Here is a 19,076-nt window from a genome sequence, read left to right on the forward strand (position 1 = left end):
ATCGGTCATGAAGAGAGCTGCACCTTCGGCGTTGCACGCGTGAATGAACCTGTAGGAGCCGATTCATCGGCGATCCCGCGGCAGCGGGCCAGGTTGCCGCGAATCAGGCTGTCGCGGGCACCCTTCGCCGATGAATCGGCTCCTACAGGGATTTTGGTGTCAGGTCTCCACGGGTGTGTGCGTGATGTGCGGCACGGCGCCCGGGTCGATGTCCTTGTCCGGCCGGATGCGGAAGCAGATGGCATACAGGGCCGGCAGGAACAACAAGGTCAGGATGGTGCCGCCAATCGTCCCGCCGATGAGGGTGAAGGCCAGCGAACCCCAGAATACCGAGAAGGTCAGGGGGATGAAGGCCAGCACCGCCGCGAGTGCGGTGAGGATCACCGGACGTGAGCGCTGCACGGTCGCCTCGACCACCGCATGGTAGGCATCCAGCCCTTGGCGTTGATTGGTGCGAATCTGGCCGATCAGGATCAGCGTGTTGCGCATGATGATCCCGGCCAGGCCGATCAGCCCGAGGATGGCATTGAAGCCGAACGGTTGGTGGAAAAGGATGAGTGTCGGAACGACACCGACGAGAGCCAAGGGCGCGGTCGCCAGAATCATCAGCATCCCTGCGATGGAGCGCACCTCGAAAATGATCACGATCATCATGAGCAGGAGCATGACGGGGAACACGGCGGCCAGTGCCTTGTTGGCCTTGCCGGCCTCTTCCAGCGCGCCGGCGGTTTCGATCGCGTAGCCGGGCGGCAACGCGTCCATCACGGGTTTGAGCTTGCCAATCACATCCATGGAGACATCGGGTGGCTGGAACTGTTCGCCGATATCGCCACGCACCGTCACGGTCGTCGTGCGATCACGACGGCGCAGGATGGGATCCTCCATGCGTACCTCGGCATGGCCGAGCTGATCCAGTGGCACGCGCCGCCCCTGGGCGCCGACCAGGGCAAACGCACCGAGGCGCGCCGGATCCAGACGCGTGGGCCCGTTGCTTCGCGCGACGACGTCGACCGAACGGATGTCTTCCCGCACGCGCGTCACCGTGACGCCGGTAAGCAGGAACTGCAATTGCGCGGCGGCGTCATGAGAGGTCAGGCCAATAGCCTGGAGACGATCCTGATCGAGCACGAAGTGGACCGTGGGCACGCGTTCGGCCCAATCGGTATTGACCGTGCGCATGCCTGGATTCGCCTGCATTACCGCCTGCACGGATTGCGCGATGTCACGCACCTTCGCTTCATCCGGCCCGGACACGCGGAAGGCGACGGGGAAGGGCGAATAGGGACCGAAGACGATCTGCGTGGCACGCACGCGCGCTTCTGGCGCGAGACCGTCCTGCACCGCCTGACGGAGACGAAGCTTGAGTGTGTCGCGCGTCTTTTCGTCCCTGGTCAGGATGACGATCTTGGCGAAGGAGGGGTCGGGAAGTTCCGGCGCCATGGCCAGGAAGAAACGCGGCGCACCCTGGCCGACGTAGCCGGTCACGATCTGCGCTTCGGGTTGCTTGCGCGCCCAGTCCTCGACCTTTTTGGCTGCGCTCGCCGTCGCGTCGATCGAGGTACCTTCGGGCATCTGCACCTCCACGAGTACCTCGGGGCGGTCGGAGATGGGGAAGAACTGCTGCTTCACGAAGCCCATGCCGAAAATGGAAATCACGAATAGACCGACCACGGAGGCGATCACCAGCACCTTGTTGCGGACCACGAAGGCGATGAGGCGTCGGAACGATCGGTAGCGCGGTGTGCCGTAGATGGCGGCGTGGCCGCCTTCGATAGCGGGAATCTTCGGCAGCAGCTTGACGCCGAGGTAGGGCGTGAAGATCACCGCCACGAGCCAGGACGTCAGCAGCGAGAACATGACTACCCAGAAAATGTTGCCGGCGTACTCGCCCGCCGACGAGTGCGCAAAACCCACCGGCATCAAGCCGATCGCCGTCACCAGCGTACCGGCAAGCATCGGCGCCGCCGTGTGGCTCCACGAGTAGGTGGCCGCGGCGACACGGTCGTGGCCTTCCTCCATTTTCACCACGATGGTTTCGATGACGATGATCGCGTCATCCACCAGGAGGCCCAGCGAGAGGATCAGGGCGCCCAGCGTAATGCGGTCGAAGTCGCGGCCGGTGACCAGCATGATGACGAAGACGCCGGCGAGGGTGAGCGGCACGGCTGCCGCCACGACCAGACCTACGCGAAAACCGAGGCTGACCAGGCTCACGGCGATGACGACCGCCAGGGCGACGAAGAACTTCAACATGAACTCGTCGTACGCCTCGGCGATGTTGACTGCCTGATCGGTGATCTTGGTGAAGGTGAGGCCCAACGGAAGATTCGCGGAGATTTCCGTCGCCTTGGTCTCCAGCGCCTTGCCGAGCTCGAGCCCGTTGTAGCGCTCCTTCATCACCACGCCGAGGACGAGCGTCGGCTCGCCGTCGTTGCGGATAAGGAAGGTTGCAGGATCCTCATAGCCGCGGCGAACCGTGGCGATGTCCGACAGCCGGATCGTCTTGCCCGCGGCAATCACGGGCGTGTCCTCGATGGCTTTGACGTCGTCGAAGGCCCCGTCCAGACGAATCTGGATCTGGGGGCCGGCCGTGTCGATGGAGCCGGCCGAGGTGAGTACGTTCTGCTTGTTCAGCGCGTCGAAGATGGCCGAGGGTGCAACACCCAGCGTGGCCAGACGCTCATGCGAGAACTCGATGAAGATTTTCTCGGGACGCTCGCCGATGATGTTGACCTTCTTTACCCCAGCCACATGAAGCAGGTCCTGGCGGAGGCTTTCCGCTTCACGGACCAGCATGCGCTGCGGTTCGCCGCGCGCCTTGAGGGCATAGAGCGCAAACGTGACGTCGGCGTACTCGTCGTTGACTAAGGGGCCGACGACGCCGGGCGGAAGTTTCGCCGCCTCGTCACCGACTTTCTTTCGCGCCTGGTAGAACTCTTCGGGAACGTCGGCCGGCGGCGTATCGTCGCGCAGCGTGAGCGTGGTGAACGCCAGTCCCGGGCGCGTGAATGTCTCACTGCGATCGTACCAGCGGAGCTCCTGTAGTCGCTTTTCGAGGGGCTCGGCGACCTGGTCCTGCATCTCCTGCGCCGTGGCTCCGGGCCACGCGGAGACGATCGTCAGGACCTTGATCGTAAAGTTGGGATCTTCGGCACGGCCCAGATGGAAGAACGCAAACAGGCCAGCTACCGACACGGCGATGATGAGGAACAGGGTGACGGCGCGTTCGCGAACCGCCAGGGCCGAGAGATTGAATCCCGCGCTCACGGCTGCGCTCCTGGGGTAAGGCTGGTGCGCACCTGCTCGCCCTCGTGCAACTGATGCGCGCCGAGCGCGACAAAACGCTCACCGCCCTGCAGCCCGCCGGTCACCGTGACCGACTCCTCGCCGACGGAACCAAGCGTCACCGGGCGCCATGACACGGCTTGCGTCTTCGCGGGGATGACCCAGACGCCAGGACCGTTGCCACGGTCGAAGATGGCCGAGATCGGGATCGACATCGCCGCGCGGGAGGCGTTGGGCAGGTGCACGACGACCGTCGAGCCGAGCGGCGCATCGGCAGCCGCGCCTTCGAGTACGTAGCGCGCCTCGAACGTGCGCGTGGCGGGATCGGCGGCGTCAGACAGCAGGCGAAGACGCGCGCTGCCGCCTTCGCCGTTGCCGCCGTACAGCGTCGCGCGTGCCGTGGAACCGATGGCGGGACGCACCGTTTCGGGAAGATCGACGAGGGCTTCGCGCGGCCCGGCATGCGCAAGACGCACGACCATCTGGCCGGCAGCGACGACCTGGCCCGGCTCGGCGAGCGTTTCCATCACGGTCCCGTCGGCGTCGGCGAGCAGGATCGAATAGCCGGCTTCGTTGGACGAAACGGACGCCTGTGCCTCGGCGGCGCGAAGACGCGCGGCGGCGGCATCGGAAGCCGCCTTGGCCTGGTCATAGGCGGATGCGGAGACGGCGCCGGCGTCAACGAGACCGCGCAGGCGTTTCTCGTCGGCGGCGGTTTGCAGCGCTTGCGCGCGTGCCGCTTCCACCTGGCCGACGGAAGCGGTGTCGGCGAGAGCGAGGTCGGTGCGGTCCATCCGCATCAACGGCTGGCCTTTCCTGACCGTCTGGCCGGCGTCGACGAGACGCTCGATCACCTTGCCGGGAACGCGGAAGCCGAGGTTGCTCTGGACGCGTGCGGCGACGATGCCGGAGAAGCTCGACTCTCCGGCCTTGCTGGCGTCGAGCGTGGCCGTGCGTACCAGGGGAGCGGTCAGGCGGGGATCGGCTTCGGTGCGTGAGCAACCGCTGAGGACGCCGGCCAGCAGAAGAACCCCGATCAGGAGGGGGATGGAACGGGGGGCGCTATGACGGGCGTGCATGACGGCTTTCCGAGAGGGGAAAGCGACACTTTTGTGTCTCGTGACCAAAATGTCAACTGGTCACAACAGAAAATTCTCAACCGATCAGGTTGAAAGGCTCCGCAGGATGAGCCCGATCACCGCTGGCAGGCCGTCTTCCACGTCGTCCAGGTTGTGTTGGAGGAGCACGGGGTCGACGAATGGCAGCATGGCGATCCAGATGCCCCGACACACTTCGTCCAGCGGCGTCTTCCGCTCGAAGTCGCCTTGGGCGCGCCCCATGCGAATGATGCTTTCCAGGAGTGCATTGAGGTCCGCGACGTACCTGGCCGAGCTCGCCCAGTTCTCCGAACGGGAGAAGGCCACGATGTCATAGAGCTGGCGGTCGGTGAAAAACTGCTCCTGGCACTGCTTTACGGAGGTGCGGAACAGGGCGCGAACCTTCTCGTGAGGCGTGGCTGCGGCCTCGACGGCGGCAGCGATCGTGGCCAGCTGTGGCGTCAGGCAGCGGGTGCAGATGGCCTCGCCGATGGCCTGCTTGGAGTCGAAGAACTTATAGATGTACGCCTTCGAGAAGCCGATGGCGCGGGCGAGATCCGCCATCGTCGTCTTGGCGTAGCCGTAGCGGCTGAAATGGGCGTCGGCAGCTTCGACGATCTGGTCCCGGATGGAGGGGGCCTGGTCTTCGGTGAGGGCAGGTGTCTGGATCATGCCAACCGTATACAGGAGCTGCTTTCTCTTGACAACCGGTGACCATATCGTAATCTGGTCACCTTCAGATGCCCGGATTCACCCATGAAGTCTCTCCTTCTCGCGCTGGCGTCGACCCTGGCCGTGTCGGCCTGCGCCGTTGGCCCCGATTATGTCCGGCCGGATGTCCATGCACCGGGCGCGTTTCACGCCGGGGCGCCACGTCAGGCCGGGTCGTCGTTACCGGTGGCCAGCCTCGAGCATTGGTGGGATGCGTTCCAGGATCCGACACTTTCACGGCTTATCTCGCTAGCCATCCGGCAGAACCTCAGTCTCGAGCAGGCGCGTGCACGGGTCCAGCAGTCGCGCGCGGGGTTGGGTGAAGCGACGGCGGAACTCCTTCCATCGGGCTCCATCGCCGCATCGGCTGCACGGGCGAAGCAATCGACCGAGACACCGCTGGGTCGTGTTCTTGCTTCGCAGCCAGGTTTCGATCGGTTCGGCAACGCGTACGAGGGCGATCTTGTCGCCGGCTGGGAGCTGGATCTCTTCGGCGGCCTTCGCCGTGGGCGCGAGGGCGCGGTCGCCGACCTCGAGGCATCGCAGGCGGGATACGCCGCCGCCACGTTGGAAGTCCAGGCCCAGGTGGCCGACGACTACCTCGTCGTTCGCGGTCTCCAGCAGCGGCTCGCCGTGGCGCAGGAGCAGGTCGGCACGCAGACACGGCTGACCGATACGATCCGTCTGCAGTTCAACGCGGGCATCGCGTCGGCCCTGCAACTGCACCAGGCGGAAGGCGCGCTGTCACAGGTGGCGGCGACCTTGCCACGACTCGAGTCCGCGCTGGCGAATGCCATGAATGCACTCGATGTCATGCTTGGCCGTCAGCCGGGCGAATCGCAGACGGAGCTTGCGGCGGTCGAACCGATTCCTCGGGCGCCGCTGCTGGCCGACGCCGGCGGCCCGGCCGACTTGCTACGCAGGCGCCCCGACCTCATCGCTGCAGAACGACAGCTGGCCGCGTCGAATGCACGCATCGGGCAGGCGATTTCCGAGTACTACCCGAAGTTCTCCCTTTCGGCGCTGATCGGAACAGCAACGACCAGCGCGGGGAGCCAGTTCTCGGGACCCGCCAGCCAGGCGCAGGGCGTGCTCGGTCTGCGCTGGCGTCTCTTCGATTTCGGCCGCGTCGATGCTGAAATCAAGGCGGCGAAGGCACGCGACGCTGAAGCGCTCGCGACCTACCGGCTTGCGGTGCTGCGCGCGTCGGAAGATGTCGAGGACGCCCTGGTCGCGCTGGATAAGCGTCAAAGCGAGACGGAGATCCTGGCCCGTGGCGAGGACTCGCTCCAACAGGCCGAAGTGGCTTCGGAGAAGGCCTATAAAGGAGGCGCCGTGAGCCTTATCGAAGTGCTCGATGCGAACTCGCGACTGCTGGCCACGCGCGACGCGAAGGTGCAGGCGCAAGCCGGTTCGGCGCGCGCCGCGGTGGCGGCATTTCTCGCGCTTGGTGGTGGTTGGAATCCGGAGAACGGGTTGGCATCGGCAAGCGCGGCGCCATGACGCACGGCTTACGACACCGGGCGGTGCCATCGCTCGGTCGCTTCGTCGACGGGCGCCATGCATTCGACGCGTAGCTCCTGCGGGCCGGGACTGCGCGGTGTACCGACGGTCGTCACGAGCGAGAAGTAGCTAAGCCGGCGGTTCGCATCGACGAGGGTGAGGGGGATGACGGGCAGATCGGCGGCGCGGTCGTCCTGCGCGACATGTCCCGTGCCGGGATAGGCCATGAGCGCGTTGAGGAGCACGCGCGTCGGCTCGTCAATGGCTCCACCGACGGCTTCCCGCCGCACGCGCTGGAGCATGGAGGCGGAAAACCGGTCCCAGTCCCCGATGAAGGGCCGCAAGCCCTCGGGGTCGAAGATCATGTGGAGGATGTTGCGCGGACGAGGCCAGCGGTCCAGGTCGATGAACGTGCCGAAGAGCCGCTTCGTCGCCTCGTTGACCATCACCACGTTCCAGTAGCGATCCATGACCAGCGCGGGAAACGGCTCATGCTGCAGGAGCATGCGCTGGAGGGCGTGACGGACGATCACGAAAGAGCCCGTGTCCCAGGACTCGTCCGCGTCGTAGAGAGGGGCATAGCCGGCCGCGAGCAGCAACTGGTTGCGCTCGCGAAACGGCATGTCGAGCCCATCCGCCACGACCATGAGTGTCTGCCGGGTGGGAGCGCTGCGTCCGCTTTCCATGAAGCTCAGGTGCCTTTGCGAGACGCCTGTCTGCAGTGAAAGCTCGAACTGGCTGACGCCGCGCGTGCCGCGCCATGCTTTCAGGATCCGGCCTAGCTCGCTTGGGGAACTGCCCGCTTGGGTGGTCATGTCGTCGCGCCGCATGGAAGAAAGGAAGCATTCGATCCTGGCTGGATCGGGTCAATTACCTCGGAGGTAATGAGCACGGTTTATGCCTCAGCTTACCGAACGCAACCGTGTCTGATTACCCCGCACGTAATTGAGACGAATTTCCTTATTCCCACAATAGGCATCTCCCACTTCCAGGAGATACGTATGTCCACCACGAAAGGCACGTTCAGCGAGTTCGTATTCAGCGCCATGCCAGGGTTCGACGAGTCCAGCTTTCGCAAGCTGTTCGCCCAGGCCATCCACCTCAAGACCATCGTGATCCATTGTTTCGACCCACGAGCTGTCGAGATTCCGGAGGTTGTCGCCCGCCATTTTCCTGGTGAAATCTATCCCGGCGAGAACGTGATCGACGAAGCCGGCAATCGCGTCGGGCACACGCGGACACTATTTCCTGTTTCAGTGGCCGGCGGTCGCGCCGTCGCTGGCCTGCAGTCGATATCCACGATGGAACATCTGTTTGGCTTCGAGAACGTTGTCGTGGTGCATCACTCGTTCTGCGGAGCAACGTCGTTCACCGCCGATGGCATGCTGGATGCCTACAAACATGAGCACGGCGTCGACATCTCCGGGGCATATGACCGGGGCAGTATCAGCATCTCGGACTTCGAATCATCGCTGAAATACGATGTCGACCTGGTTCGTTCCAGCCCGGGCGTGCCTGCGCATGTGAATGTTTACGGATTTTTCTACAACATCGATACGGGCGAATTGACCGAGGTCGTGCGCGACGTGCCGTCGTCAGGCGCCGAATAACGACGTTGTGCAAACGTTTTGTTCAATAAAACATCCTTCGGTTGAACAAACATTCCCCGTGTATCCGCCACCTCCGCGGGCGTTGGCGCTGCCACGTCCGCTTCCCTTAAGTCAGGAGCGTTGTATGGACGGCACGATCACCACGAAAGACGGCGTAACGATTTACTACAAGGATTGGGGCACGGGCCAGCCGCTGGTCTTCAGTCACGGGTGGCCGCTCTCGGCCGACGACTGGGATACGCAGATGCTGTTCTTCCTCAGCAGGGGCTTTCGTGTGATCGCCGCCGACCGCCGTGGGCATGGCCGCTCGAGCCAGACGGAGGAAGGCAATGATATGGACCATTACGCGGCCGACCTGGCCGCGCTCACCGAACACCTCGACCTGCGCAACGCAGTGCACATCGGGCATTCCACCGGGGGTGGTGAAGTCGCTCGCTACGTCGCGCAGTACGGACTGGAGCGCACGGCGAAGATCGCACTGCTCAGCGCCGTGCCACCGATCATGGTGAAGAGCGCTTCCAATCCCGATGGCTTGCCGATCGAGGTCTTCGACGGTCTCCGCGCCGCGCTTGCGGCGAACCGGGCGCAGTTCTACCGCGATGTGCCGTCCGGCCCCTTCTACGGCTACAACCGCCCCGGCGCGACACCGTCGCAGGGCGTCATCGACAACTGGTGGCGTCAGGGCATGATGGGGGGCACCAAGGCGCATTACGACTGCATCAAGGCGTTCTCGGAAACCGACTTCAACGACGACCTGAAGAAGATCGATAAGCCTGCGCTCATCCTCCACGGTGACGACGACCAGATCGTTCCCTACAAGGATGCCGGCGTGCTTTCAGCAAAGGTATTGAAGCACGCCACGCTGAAGATCTATCCGGGCTTCCCGCACGGCATGCCGACGACGCATGCCGATACGATCAACGCGGACCTTCTCGCCTTCATCAAGGGCTGAATCCGCGCACGTTAGTGTCTTCGTGGCCCGGGGTGAGCACCACACCCTCGGGCCACGATGCATGTCAGCCTTCGCATTTTGTCGATGTTTTTCGCAGCGTCCTGCGCCCGACGCAAGTAATCGCCGGCTTTAAATTGACACCTTCAGTCAATGTCCCGACGCGACATGCTCCCTGTAGGAGCCGATTCATCGGCGAAGCTCTCCCCCCAGCGTCGACATCCCGTCACAACCGCACCTCACAGCCATCCCAACCAACTTGGCACGCCCATTGCTGACACGGAAGACCACCACAGCAAGGAAACCGTAAATGACTACGATTGGTTCGACGCCCAGCGTCAATCCGATGCCCACGATGCACGTTCGCGGCGGCCACGGCGGCCACGGCGGCGGCAAGGGTCTGCTCAACACGGATACCGATTCAACGTCGGATCCGTTCACCGATAGCCTGGCGACGGCGACGACCGATCCGCTGACCGGCGCACCGACGACCGCCGCAAGCACGGCTGCCGCGAGTACCGCCACGACAGCGTCGACACTCGCTTCGACCGTGGCGACGCAGCTCCAGAACCTGCTCGGTATTGCCTGATCGACGGATGCCGCCCGGGCGATTCCGGGCGGCATTTCGGTGTCACGATGGATCAGGGACTAGCCTGCCAGATGGCCTTACCGCCGGCGATAATCCACGTGGTGCCATCGTTACGAAGGTAGAGATACGCGCCTGGCTGTCCCGCGGTGCCACTCGCCCAACGGGGTTGGCCGCTCGTGTCGTACTCGACCAGGTTGCCGTCGCCCTGCATGATGGTCGTCTTGATGGGCTGGCCCGCCGTGCCGCTCGAATACAACCGGATGCCGTCGCGGTAGACGATAACGTCGCCGTTTGCATCCTGTGCGAGGGTGATGTGGCCGTCGCACGAGGTCAGTGGATGGACCGGATCGAGAATCTCGTTCGGATGCAGCACACCGCACTCGGGAACGACATCAAAGGGGCCCGGATCCGTCGGTACCGTCGCCGTCACCGGACTGTCGCCGTGGAACATCGCGGCGATTTCATGCGTCATGCGCAGGTTCCAGTCCGTCGGCAGCTTGTAGCCGTCGACATCCAGCGTCAGCCACGGGTATTGCGATGGCGCCTGCGACGCATTCGAGGCGACCTTGAGCAGCGATGTCCCCTCACCGAGCTCATCGAACATGGCGATCTTGACGGTACGCACGCCCGCACTGCGATCGCGGTAGGCCTGGTCCCAGAAGAACTTGCCACCGAGACCCTTGGCACCTTCGGTCGGAAGGTTGCCGTTGTTCTGGTCACGGCTGGACGATGCCGGAAGGATCGTCGGCATGTAGATCTGTCCGTTGGCTGCGGTCGACGCCAGGTGGACGCGCGTACGGTTGGTCTCGTACCAGTCGAGGTCGATGTCCTGGTACACGCCTACGTTCCACGGCTGAATGATGTCGAGCTTCTTGACGACATCCGCGTATTCGGGCTGTTCGAGATAGGTATTGCTGACGCCACCCATGATGGTCGCGTGGGCCACGTTGTGGAACCAGTCGATCACACGCGAGGCGAGGGCTGGCTTCATCTGCCAGGTCGTTTCGCTGCCTCCCTGGTCGATGCCCCAGAGCGAGACGACGGGCCGGCCACCCTGTTGCTGGTACATGGCGCTCTGGGTGACATGGAGGTCGTTGACCAGGTGCAGCCAGTCGGCAGTCAACTTATTGAAGATGGCGTCTTCATCGGCCTGCGTGCTGGTGTTCTCGAACTGCCCGCTCACGTCGTACTCGATGAAGAACGAACGTCCGTTGTCGCCAGCAGCCCGCATGGCATTGCGCAGGACGATGTCGTTTTCCTGGTAGAGCATGTCGAGCGATCCCAGGAATCGTTGGAGAATGGCGCCGTCAACGCCGTACTCGCGCATCCAGCGGAAGTGCGTTTGCGCCGTGCCCGCATTCAACGATGAGAAGAAGTTCGCTTGCTTCCCGCCGACGGTGAGACCCGGGGCAGGGCAGAGGGCGTCCGCCGGATATTCGTCGGTGATGGGGAACGTGGGAATCGAGCTATTGGTTGCGGTCGGATCGATCTGTGAGATGTATGTCCAGTGGAACCAGTTGCTTTCCGGACTCGGCGCGCCCGGGCAGTGAAACCATCCCTGGTAGGCCGCGAATACCTTGTCGAGCACGGTCGAGGTGTCGGTGACATCGGCCGCGGATGCGAGGGTGGGCTGGAGAAGCGCGAGTGCGATAAAGGCACCGAGCGCGTGGCGAAGACGACGTGATGCGGGAGCCGAGACGAGCGACATGGATGTCCGATAGGTGGTGGGGTTTCCGCATCGTGTTCCGCTTGTGCCGGAGTGACCGTGTCTTGATTCACGCTTTCGTACCGATCGCGCCGGGCACCGCTTCTGGCCCATCAGCCACATATGACCCAGCCAGGTGCGCTGTTAGGCTGAGTCCCCGGCTCGCCTGAAGGACCACCATGCTCCGTCGCCTCGCCTTGTTCGGACTGTGTGTTCCCCTGGCCGTCCACGCGACCGCGCCGGCGACGGAAAGCTGGCTGGTAAAAACCGACATGTGGGGAAATATTGCCTATCAGACCCTCGTGCTCGACGTTGAAGGCGACGCCTTGAGCGGAACGTTCGACGGCGACACGCTGGTGGGAACCCGTCATGGCAATGTCCTTGATTTCACCGTCACGGACACGGACAAGGCGACCTACCATCTGAAAGCCAGGGTCGACGGGAAGGCGTTGACGGGCATCGCGGATGACCCGGACACCAATCACCCCGGAAGGCGAGTGAGCCACGTATTCACCGGGTATCGCTTGCCGGATCGGCCCAGCGGCGCGGCGAGGGTCTACACGTTCACGCCGAAGGACTATGCCAACGAGTTCTCGGCCAGCCGCGCGCCCGTGCTGACGGTATGGCCCGGCGACGGCATCCGCACGCAAACGATCGACTCGGGCGGTGTAGACGAAAAGGGCAACACCGTCGCGTTGTTCGGCAATCCACAGGTAGGGCCGTTTTACGTGATGTCGGCCGAGCCCGGCGATACACTGGCCGTGCACATCAAACGCCTCCGCCTCAACAGGGACTATGCGGACAGTCTCGACAGCATCGTGGGACCGGCGCTGGGCCAGTCCCTGGCAGGTAAAGCGCAGGAGCTGGGCAAACCGGTGCGCTGGAAGCTGGACCTCGTCAGGGGGCTCGCGACTCCCGCGACGGCGTCACCGGCGCTGGCGAACTACAGCGTGCCGGTACAGCCGATGCTGGGTGGCATGGCGGTGGCACCGGGTTTTGGTACGCCCGCCATGTCGACGGGCGATACGGGGCGGTTCGGCGGGAACATGGACTTCAACCAGGTCGTCGAAGGCAACACGGTGTACCTGCCGGTGTACCAGCCTGGCGCGCTGTTGTACTTCGGTGATGCGCACGCCCTGCAAGGCGACGGTGAGACATCCCAATATGCGCTGGAGACCTCGATGGATGTCGAGGTTTCCGTCGACGTGATCAAAGGAAAAGCGGTGCAGATGCCTCGCGTCGAGTCGCCGACCCGGATCATGGTGCTGGGGCAGGCCGGGTCCGTCGACGAAGCGACGCGGGCCGCAACCACCGGTCTGATCAAGTGGCTAGCGCAGGACTACGGGCTGACGCTCTCCGAGGCCGCACAGGTACTCGGCAGCTCCGTCCATTATACGGTCGCCAATCTCGCCGGCAGGAGTGTCGGCGTGGCCGCGAGCCTGGATAAAGTCTTGCTTTCACAACTGGTGAAACCCGCTCAGCCGTGACTGTTGCGTCCTCGACACAGGTTTCTTCAAGACGACACCCGTGGCCTGCGTTAGCGTTCCTTGGCTAATACCCCGGCGCCTGGCCATGGGCGCCGTCGTTCGTTACCTGGCAGCCGGCTGGCATACGGGCTGCCCTATCGGGACAGCCCATGAACGCGATTGCGAAGCTCCAGGAACTCGGCCAGAGTCTTTGGCTGGATAACATCTCCAGGAACATGATCGACACCGGTCTTCTCGAGACGTACATACGCGACTTCTCGATCACCGGTCTGACCTCGAATCCCTCCATCTTCACCAAGGCGGTGGCTGGTGGTTCGGACTACGACGCCCAGATCGCCAGCGAGCGGGCAACGGGTGCAACGCCTGAAGAAATCGTGTTCCGCCTCATGGTCCAGGATCTTCGTCGCGCCGCCGACCTTTTCGCGCCGATCCACGCGAAGACATCCGGGATGGACGGATGGGTGTCCATCGAGGTGTCGCCGTACCTTCTCAACGACGCGAAGGGCTCGCTGGACTGGGCGCAACGGTTGCATGCGCAGATGGATCGCCCCAATGCCTTCGTGAAGATTCCCGGCTCGCCGCAAGGTGCCGTCGCGATCGAGGAGGCGATCTTCGAGGGCATCGCGATCAACGTGACGCTGTTGTTCTCCCGCGACCAGTACCTGGCCGTGGCGGAGGCCTATATGCGCGGTATCGAGCGACGCATCCTTGGCGGTCTCGATCCCAAGGTCCGTTCGGTGGCGTCGGTGTTCGTCAGTCGCTGGGATGCGGCAGCGGCGAAGCAGGGGCGTGCCGACCTACGCAACCGTCTCGGCCTTGCCGTGGCGGCGGACGTCTGGGACGCCTACCAAGGCGTGCTCGCCTCCGAGCGCTGGAAGACGCTGGCCTCGGCCGGAGCCATGCCACAAACCCTTCTCTGGGCCAGCACGGGGGTGAAGGATCCCGAAGCCGACGACACGCTCTACATTACGGCGCTGGCGGCGCCGGACACTATCAACACCATGCCGGACGCGACGCTGCGCGCGTTTGCCGACCACGGCAAGGTGCCCGGCAAGGTGGCCCTCGACCGTGATGAAGGCGCTGCCGTGCGACGTACGGCCAATGAAGGCGGCCTCGATGTGAACGCGCTGGCGAGCCAGTTGCAGGTCGAGGGTGGTGCCGCTTTCGTGACGGCGTGGGACGAGCTGATCAGGCGCGTAGAGGGTAAGGTGACCGCCTAGCCCCCCGGAGCTGCCGGATGCTTGCATTTGAACAGGCGCGCGCATCCGAGGCAGCCATCCTCTCGGATCTCGCCTTCGCGTCAAAATCGTACTGGCCGTATTCGTCGGATCAACTGCAACGGTGGGCGTCGGACCTTAGGGTCACGTCCACCGGGATCGAACGTTGGCCGACCATGACGGCCCGTCTCGACGGCGCGTTGGCGGGTTTTTATCAGCTGCGGAGGCAGGCCGACGGCGCGGTCAGGCTCGAGCACTTCTGGCTTTTGCCCGCCTTCATCGGGAAGGGCTGGGGCAGGAGCATGCTGAACGACGCGGTCGAACGCGCCAGGGCACTTCGTGCCTCGAGGCTCTATATCGAGTCGGATCCGCACGCCGAGGCGTTCTATGTTGCGTGCGGGGCGGTGCGAGTCGGCGAGATTCCTGCGCCCATCGAAGGTGCGGAAGCACGGACGCTGCCGATCCTCACGATCAGCCTGAAACCCGCACGACGCCCGGCCCGCCCGATGCACGATTGGCTGTGAAAACAGGGTGAATTTCCTCGCCAAAGGCGAGGATTTCGCAGGTTTTTTGTCTCAGGGGAAGAACCGTTTGATAACGGTTTCTTGATGATATATTTGCCCGCTACGACAGCTAACCAGCCCGGTCATCATGAGTTCAAAAGCACCCCGTGCGTCGCGCTCGCGCGCGATGGATCAGCGCACGTCCATTGCGCTGGCCGCCGTTATTGTCTTTTTCGTCGTCAGCGGCGCACTCGCGTATCTGAACATCCGAACCATTCGCGACGGCAACCAGAAGGTCATCCAGTCTCAGCAGACGGTGACCGCGCTGAGCGACATCCTTTCCGCGGCCCAGGACGCGGAAACCGGTCAGCGTGGCTTCCTGCTGACGGGGAACGAGAGGTACCTCGAACCCTATCGCGGCGCCCTGGCGAGCATTCCTGCCCGTCTCGAATCCCTGAAACTGTCGACCCATGACAATGCCAGCCAGCAGGCTCGCCTGAAGGAACTCACCGGCCGCCTGGACGAAAAGCTCAGCGAACTCAAGGAGACGATCGAGCTGCGCCGGACACGCGGCCTCGATGCGGCCCTGGCGGTGGTCAACAGCGATCGTGGCAAGGCCGCCATGGATGCCATCCGGGCGCAACTGACGAATATGCAGGCCGAGGAATTTTCGCTTCGCGACAAGCGGGTCGTGGAAATGACCGCGGCCTATGGCAATGCACTCACCAGCGGGCTGCTCAGTGGCCTGCTGGGCGTGGCGCTGACCATTTTTGTCGCCGTGATGATTCGCAATGCGTCGCGTAGCCGGGTACGGGCAACCTGGCTGCAGGCCGGTCAGCTCGAACTGGCGGCCGTCATGGCCGGTGAGCAGGAGACGGAAACGCTTGGCGCGAACATCCTCGCGTTCCTCGCTCGATTCGTCGACGCCCAGGCAGGGGCTCTTTTCGTCAACACCGCCAACTTTTACGAGCGGATAGGCGTCTACGGCCTCGCGCCGGGTCACCATGTGGTCGAGCGCTTCCTGCCGGCCGAAGGGTTGCTCGGTCAGACCGCTGCCGAACGCCGGACCTTCGTCATCGACGACGTGCCGGAGGGCTACCTGGCCATCGGCTCGGCGCTGGGCCAGGACAAACCGCGTCATCTCGTGCTGTTGCCCACCGTGGTCGATGGCGAGGTCAACGGGGTGCTGGAGCTCGGCTTTTTCAGCGCCGTTGACGAGGATGTCATTTCGCTTCTCGAACAGGCCTCCTCCGCCATCGGCGTGGCACTCCGTTCGGCCACCTACCGGGCAGATCTTGGTCGTCTTCTGGAGGAGACGCGCCGGCAGTCCGATTCGCTGCAGGTGCAGGGTGAAGAGCTTCGCGTGTCCAACGAGGAACTCGAGGAGCAGAGCCGCGCGCTCAAGCAGTCCCAGCACGAGCTCGAGCAGCAACAGGCCGAACTGGAACAGACCAACGCCCACCTGGAAGAGCAGGCGAACCAGCTCGAATCGCAGCGCGACGACCTCGCACGCGCGAATGAAGTAATCGAGAACAAGGCGAAGGAAGTGCTGCGCGCGAGCCGGTACAAGTCGGACTTCCTCGCCAACATGTCCCACGAACTGCGGACGCCGCTGAACTCGGCGCTGATTCTCTCCAAGCTCCTCGCTGACAATCCGCGCGGCAACCTGACGGAAGAGCAAGTCAAGTTCGCCAATACCATTCATTCGTCCGGCAACGATCTGCTCACGCTGATCAACGATATCCTCGACCTGTCCAAGATCGAAGCGGGTCATATCGAGATCCATGCCGAGTCGCTTTCCGTCGACCGGATGATCAAGAGTCTTGTCCCGCAGTTCCAGCCGGTCGCCGAACAGAAAGGCCTGATCTTTGAGGTATCGACGTCGTCGGATTGCCCGCCTATCGTCGAGACCGATCGTCAGCGCCTGGAGCAGGTGCTCAAGAACCTGTTGTCCAACGCCTTCAAGTTCACCGAGCAGGGCAGCGTGCAGTTGCACGTATCCTGCGACGGCCATGGTGATTTCGTGTTCGCCGTTAGCGACACCGGCATCGGCATCTCGGTTGAACAGCAGACGCGTATCTTCGAGGCGTTCCAGCAGGCCGATGGCACGATCAGTCGCAAGTACGGCGGCACCGGCCTGGGGCTGTCCATTTCGCTGGAACTGGCGCGCCTTCTCGGTGGCAGCATCGCTGTCGACAGCCAGGTGGGCAGGGGCAGTACCTTCAGCCTGACGATTCCCCCGCTGCTCGGTGCCGTCCGCAGGCCACCATCGGCGGAGCTGGCCGCGGCCGAGGTTTTGTCAGTGGCGGCATCACGGCCCGACGTGGCGCCGCCGCTCCCCGTTCCTGCGCCAAAGGTGCCGGACGACCGCTTCGAGCCGGCCGATCAGCGACGGGCCATCCTCGTCGTCGAGGACGACGAGCGCTTCGCGCAGATCCTGCTCGAGCTGGCCCGCGAGATGAACTTCCGTTGCCTGATCGCCACCAGCGCCCAGGAAGCGCTCGCCCTGGCGAGACATCATCTTCCCCAGGCCATCGTGCTGGACGTCGGCTTGCCCGACCAGTCGGGCCTTTCCGTGCTCGACATCCTCAAACGCGACGTGCGCACACGCCATATCCCGATCCACGTTGTTTCCGCGACGGACCATTCCCATGCAGCCCTTTCCATGGGTGCGGTGGGGTATCTGCTGAAACCGGTCAAGCGGGCGCAGCTGGCCGAGGTGCTGGGCAAGCTGGACGCGAGGCTTTCGCAGGCGGTCCGGCGCGTACTCGTGGTCGAGGACGACGATGTGCAGCGCGACGCCATCCGCCAGTTGCTGGCGTCCGCGGATGTCGAAACAGTGGCGGCGGCGACGGCGGCGGAGTGCCTCGATCACCTCAAGAACCAGACCTTCGACTGCATGGTGCTCGACCTATCCTTGCCCGACGCTTCCGGCTTCACGCTGCTGGAAACGCTGAGCGCCGAGGGTATCTATGCTTTCCCGCCGGTAATTGTCTATACCGGTCGCGATCTGACGGCGGACGAGGAGGCGCGACTGCGCGTCTACTCGCGCTCCATCATCATCAAGGGCGCGAAGTCGCCCGAGCGCCTGCTCGACGAGGTGTCCTTGTTCCTGCACCAGGTCGTCACCGAACTGCCTCAGGAACACCAGCGGATGATCCAGGAGGCGCAGCATCGCGATGCGCTTCTGGAAGGTCGGCGGGTGCTGGTGGTCGAGGACGACGTGCGCAACGTCTATGCGCTGATCAACATCCTCGAGCCCAGAGGCTGCGTGCTCACTGTTGCCCGCAATGGCCAGGAGGCCATCGATGCCCTGAACAAGGCCAGCGATGGCTCCGGCAACGACATCGATCTGGTGCTGATGGACGTAATGATGCCGGTGATGGATGGCCTGACGGCGACGCGGCAGATTCGCGCCGATCCGCGCTGGAAGAAACTGCCGATCATTACGCTCACCGCCAAGGCCATGCCTGACGATCAGGAGACCTGCCTGCAGGCGGGGGCGAGCGATTACATGGCCAAGCCGCTCGACGTTGACAAACTGCTCTCGCTCGTTCGTGTGTGGCTCTCGCAGTGAGCTACATGGAAGACAGCGCGGTGGGCCGCCTCGAAGCGATCGAGGTAGAGCTGATCCTGGAAGCCTTGTTCCAGCGGTTTCACTACGATTTTCGCGGGTACTCCAGGGCGTCGATCACACGACGCCTGAAGCAGCTCCGCGATAAGCTCGGTTACCGTACGCACTCGGCCATGCTCGAAGCGCTTTTGCACGATCCGTCCGTGGGGCCCCACGTGGTCAGTTACCTCACGGTGCAGGTCAGCGAGATGTTTCGCGACCCCTCCTATTTTCGTGCGCTACGCGAGCACGTCGTGCCGCACCTGCGTACCTACCCGTCGCTTAAGGTCTGGGTCGCCGGGTGTAGCAGTGGCGAGGAGTTCTATTCGCTGGCGATTCTTTTCCGTGAGGAGGGGCTGGAACAGCGAACGATGTTCTACGCCACGGACATCAACGCGGGAGCACTGGAGGCAGCGTCGGCAGGGGTGTACAACCTGGACCGCATCCGCGGGTTCACGGAGAACCACCAACAGTCCGGTGGCCGCTCCTCACTGTCGGATTACTACACCGCGGCCTATGGGAAGGCCTCGTTCGATCGTTCGCTGCGGGAGAGGGTCGTGTTCGCCGACCATAGCCTGGTCACCGATGCCGTGTTCGGGGAGATGCACCTCATCTCCTGCCGGAACGTGCTGATCTATTTCGACAACACCCTGCAGAACCGAACCATCAAGTTGTTCAGCGATTCGCTCGTACGCAAGGGGTTCCTGGGTCTTGGCTCGAAGGAAAGCCTCCGGTTCTCCGCTCATGCCGATGCCTTCCAGGACTTCGTCCAGGAAGAGAGGATTTACCAGAAGCAGGATCTTTGAC

The 19,076-nt window shown here is 63.5% G+C and carries 14 protein-coding genes; 9 read left to right on the forward strand and 5 right to left on the reverse strand.

The window, feature by feature from the left end:
- Positions 1-159: 159 nt before the first annotated feature.
- The 3 genes from HB634_RS01300 to HB634_RS01310 form a co-directional block, all read right to left on the reverse strand.
- A complete protein-coding gene (locus HB634_RS01300; protein WP_213947160.1) occupies positions 160-3,267 on the reverse strand; it encodes an efflux RND transporter permease subunit in 3,108 nt (1,035 codons plus the stop codon).
- Positions 3,264-4,364, reverse strand: a complete 1,101-nt coding sequence (locus HB634_RS01305; RefSeq protein ID WP_213947162.1) for an efflux RND transporter periplasmic adaptor subunit — start codon at positions 4,362-4,364, stop codon at positions 3,264-3,266. Before HB634_RS01305 ends, HB634_RS01300 begins: the two co-directional genes overlap by 4 nt.
- A gap of 84 nt (positions 4,365-4,448) precedes the next feature.
- Positions 4,449-5,054, reverse strand: coding sequence for a TetR/AcrR family transcriptional regulator (locus HB634_RS01310; RefSeq protein ID WP_213947163.1), 606 nt, complete (start codon positions 5,052-5,054; stop codon positions 4,449-4,451).
- Positions 5,055-5,138: 84 nt separating this feature from the next.
- Between HB634_RS01310 and HB634_RS01315 the strand changes: the two genes are divergently transcribed.
- Positions 5,139-6,596 carry an efflux transporter outer membrane subunit gene (locus tag HB634_RS01315; RefSeq protein ID WP_213947166.1) on the forward strand — a complete coding sequence of 486 codons (1,458 nt, stop codon included), beginning with the start codon at positions 5,139-5,141 and terminating at the stop codon, positions 6,594-6,596.
- A gap of 8 nt (positions 6,597-6,604) precedes the next feature.
- On the opposite strand, the gene HB634_RS01320 is transcribed toward HB634_RS01315, so the two are convergent.
- Positions 6,605-7,411, reverse strand: coding sequence for a helix-turn-helix transcriptional regulator (locus HB634_RS01320; RefSeq protein ID WP_213947168.1), 807 nt, complete (start codon positions 7,409-7,411; stop codon positions 6,605-6,607).
- Positions 7,412-7,597: 186 nt separating this feature from the next.
- Here HB634_RS01320 and HB634_RS01325 point away from each other — a divergent pair, with 186 nt between their 5' ends.
- The 3 genes from HB634_RS01325 (at position 7,598) to HB634_RS01335 (ending at position 9,744) form a co-directional block, all read left to right on the forward strand.
- Entirely contained in the window at positions 7,598-8,206 is a 609-nt protein-coding gene (locus HB634_RS01325; RefSeq protein ID WP_213947170.1) for a carbonic anhydrase, read from the forward strand.
- A gap of 124 nt (positions 8,207-8,330) precedes the next feature.
- Entirely contained in the window at positions 8,331-9,158 is an 828-nt protein-coding gene (locus HB634_RS01330; protein WP_063571852.1) for an alpha/beta hydrolase, read from the forward strand.
- Between the two features lie 307 nt (positions 9,159-9,465).
- Entirely contained in the window at positions 9,466-9,744 is a 279-nt protein-coding gene (locus HB634_RS01335; RefSeq protein ID WP_213947172.1) for a hypothetical protein, read from the forward strand.
- Between the two features lie 52 nt (positions 9,745-9,796).
- Here HB634_RS01335 and HB634_RS01340 read toward each other — a convergent pair whose 3' ends face one another.
- Positions 9,797-11,452 (reverse strand): hypothetical protein, encoded by a 1,656-nt coding sequence (locus HB634_RS01340; protein ID WP_213947173.1) that lies wholly within the window; start codon positions 11,450-11,452, stop codon positions 9,797-9,799.
- Between the two features lie 176 nt (positions 11,453-11,628).
- Here HB634_RS01340 and HB634_RS01345 point away from each other — a divergent pair, with 176 nt between their 5' ends.
- The 5 genes from HB634_RS01345 (at position 11,629) to HB634_RS01365 (ending at position 19,075) form a co-directional block, all read left to right on the forward strand.
- Positions 11,629-12,936, forward strand: coding sequence for an acetamidase/formamidase family protein (locus tag HB634_RS01345; RefSeq protein WP_213947180.1), 1,308 nt, complete (start codon positions 11,629-11,631; stop codon positions 12,934-12,936).
- Positions 12,937-13,085: 149 nt separating this feature from the next.
- Complete coding sequence (gene tal / locus HB634_RS01350; protein ID WP_213947182.1) at positions 13,086-14,156, forward strand: transaldolase; 1,071 nt, start codon at positions 13,086-13,088, stop codon at positions 14,154-14,156.
- Positions 14,157-14,173: 17 nt separating this feature from the next.
- The gene (locus tag HB634_RS01355; protein ID WP_213947184.1) at positions 14,174-14,677 is read left to right on the forward strand and encodes a GNAT family N-acetyltransferase; all 504 of its coding nucleotides are present in this window, start codon (positions 14,174-14,176) and stop codon (positions 14,675-14,677) included.
- A 127-nt stretch (positions 14,678-14,804) separates the two neighbouring features.
- Positions 14,805-18,233 carry a response regulator gene (locus tag HB634_RS01360; RefSeq protein WP_213947186.1) on the forward strand — a complete coding sequence of 1,143 codons (3,429 nt, stop codon included), beginning with the start codon at positions 14,805-14,807 and terminating at the stop codon, positions 18,231-18,233.
- 5 nt (positions 18,234-18,238) lie between these two features.
- The gene (locus HB634_RS01365) at positions 18,239-19,075 is read left to right on the forward strand and encodes a CheR family methyltransferase (RefSeq protein ID WP_063571382.1); all 837 of its coding nucleotides are present in this window, start codon (positions 18,239-18,241) and stop codon (positions 19,073-19,075) included.
- The last annotated feature ends 1 nt before the right edge of the window (position 19,076 follow it).

It is taken from the genome of Luteibacter sp. dw_328 (assembly GCF_018449605.1).
Classification (GTDB): Bacteria; Pseudomonadota; Gammaproteobacteria; order Xanthomonadales; family Rhodanobacteraceae; genus Luteibacter.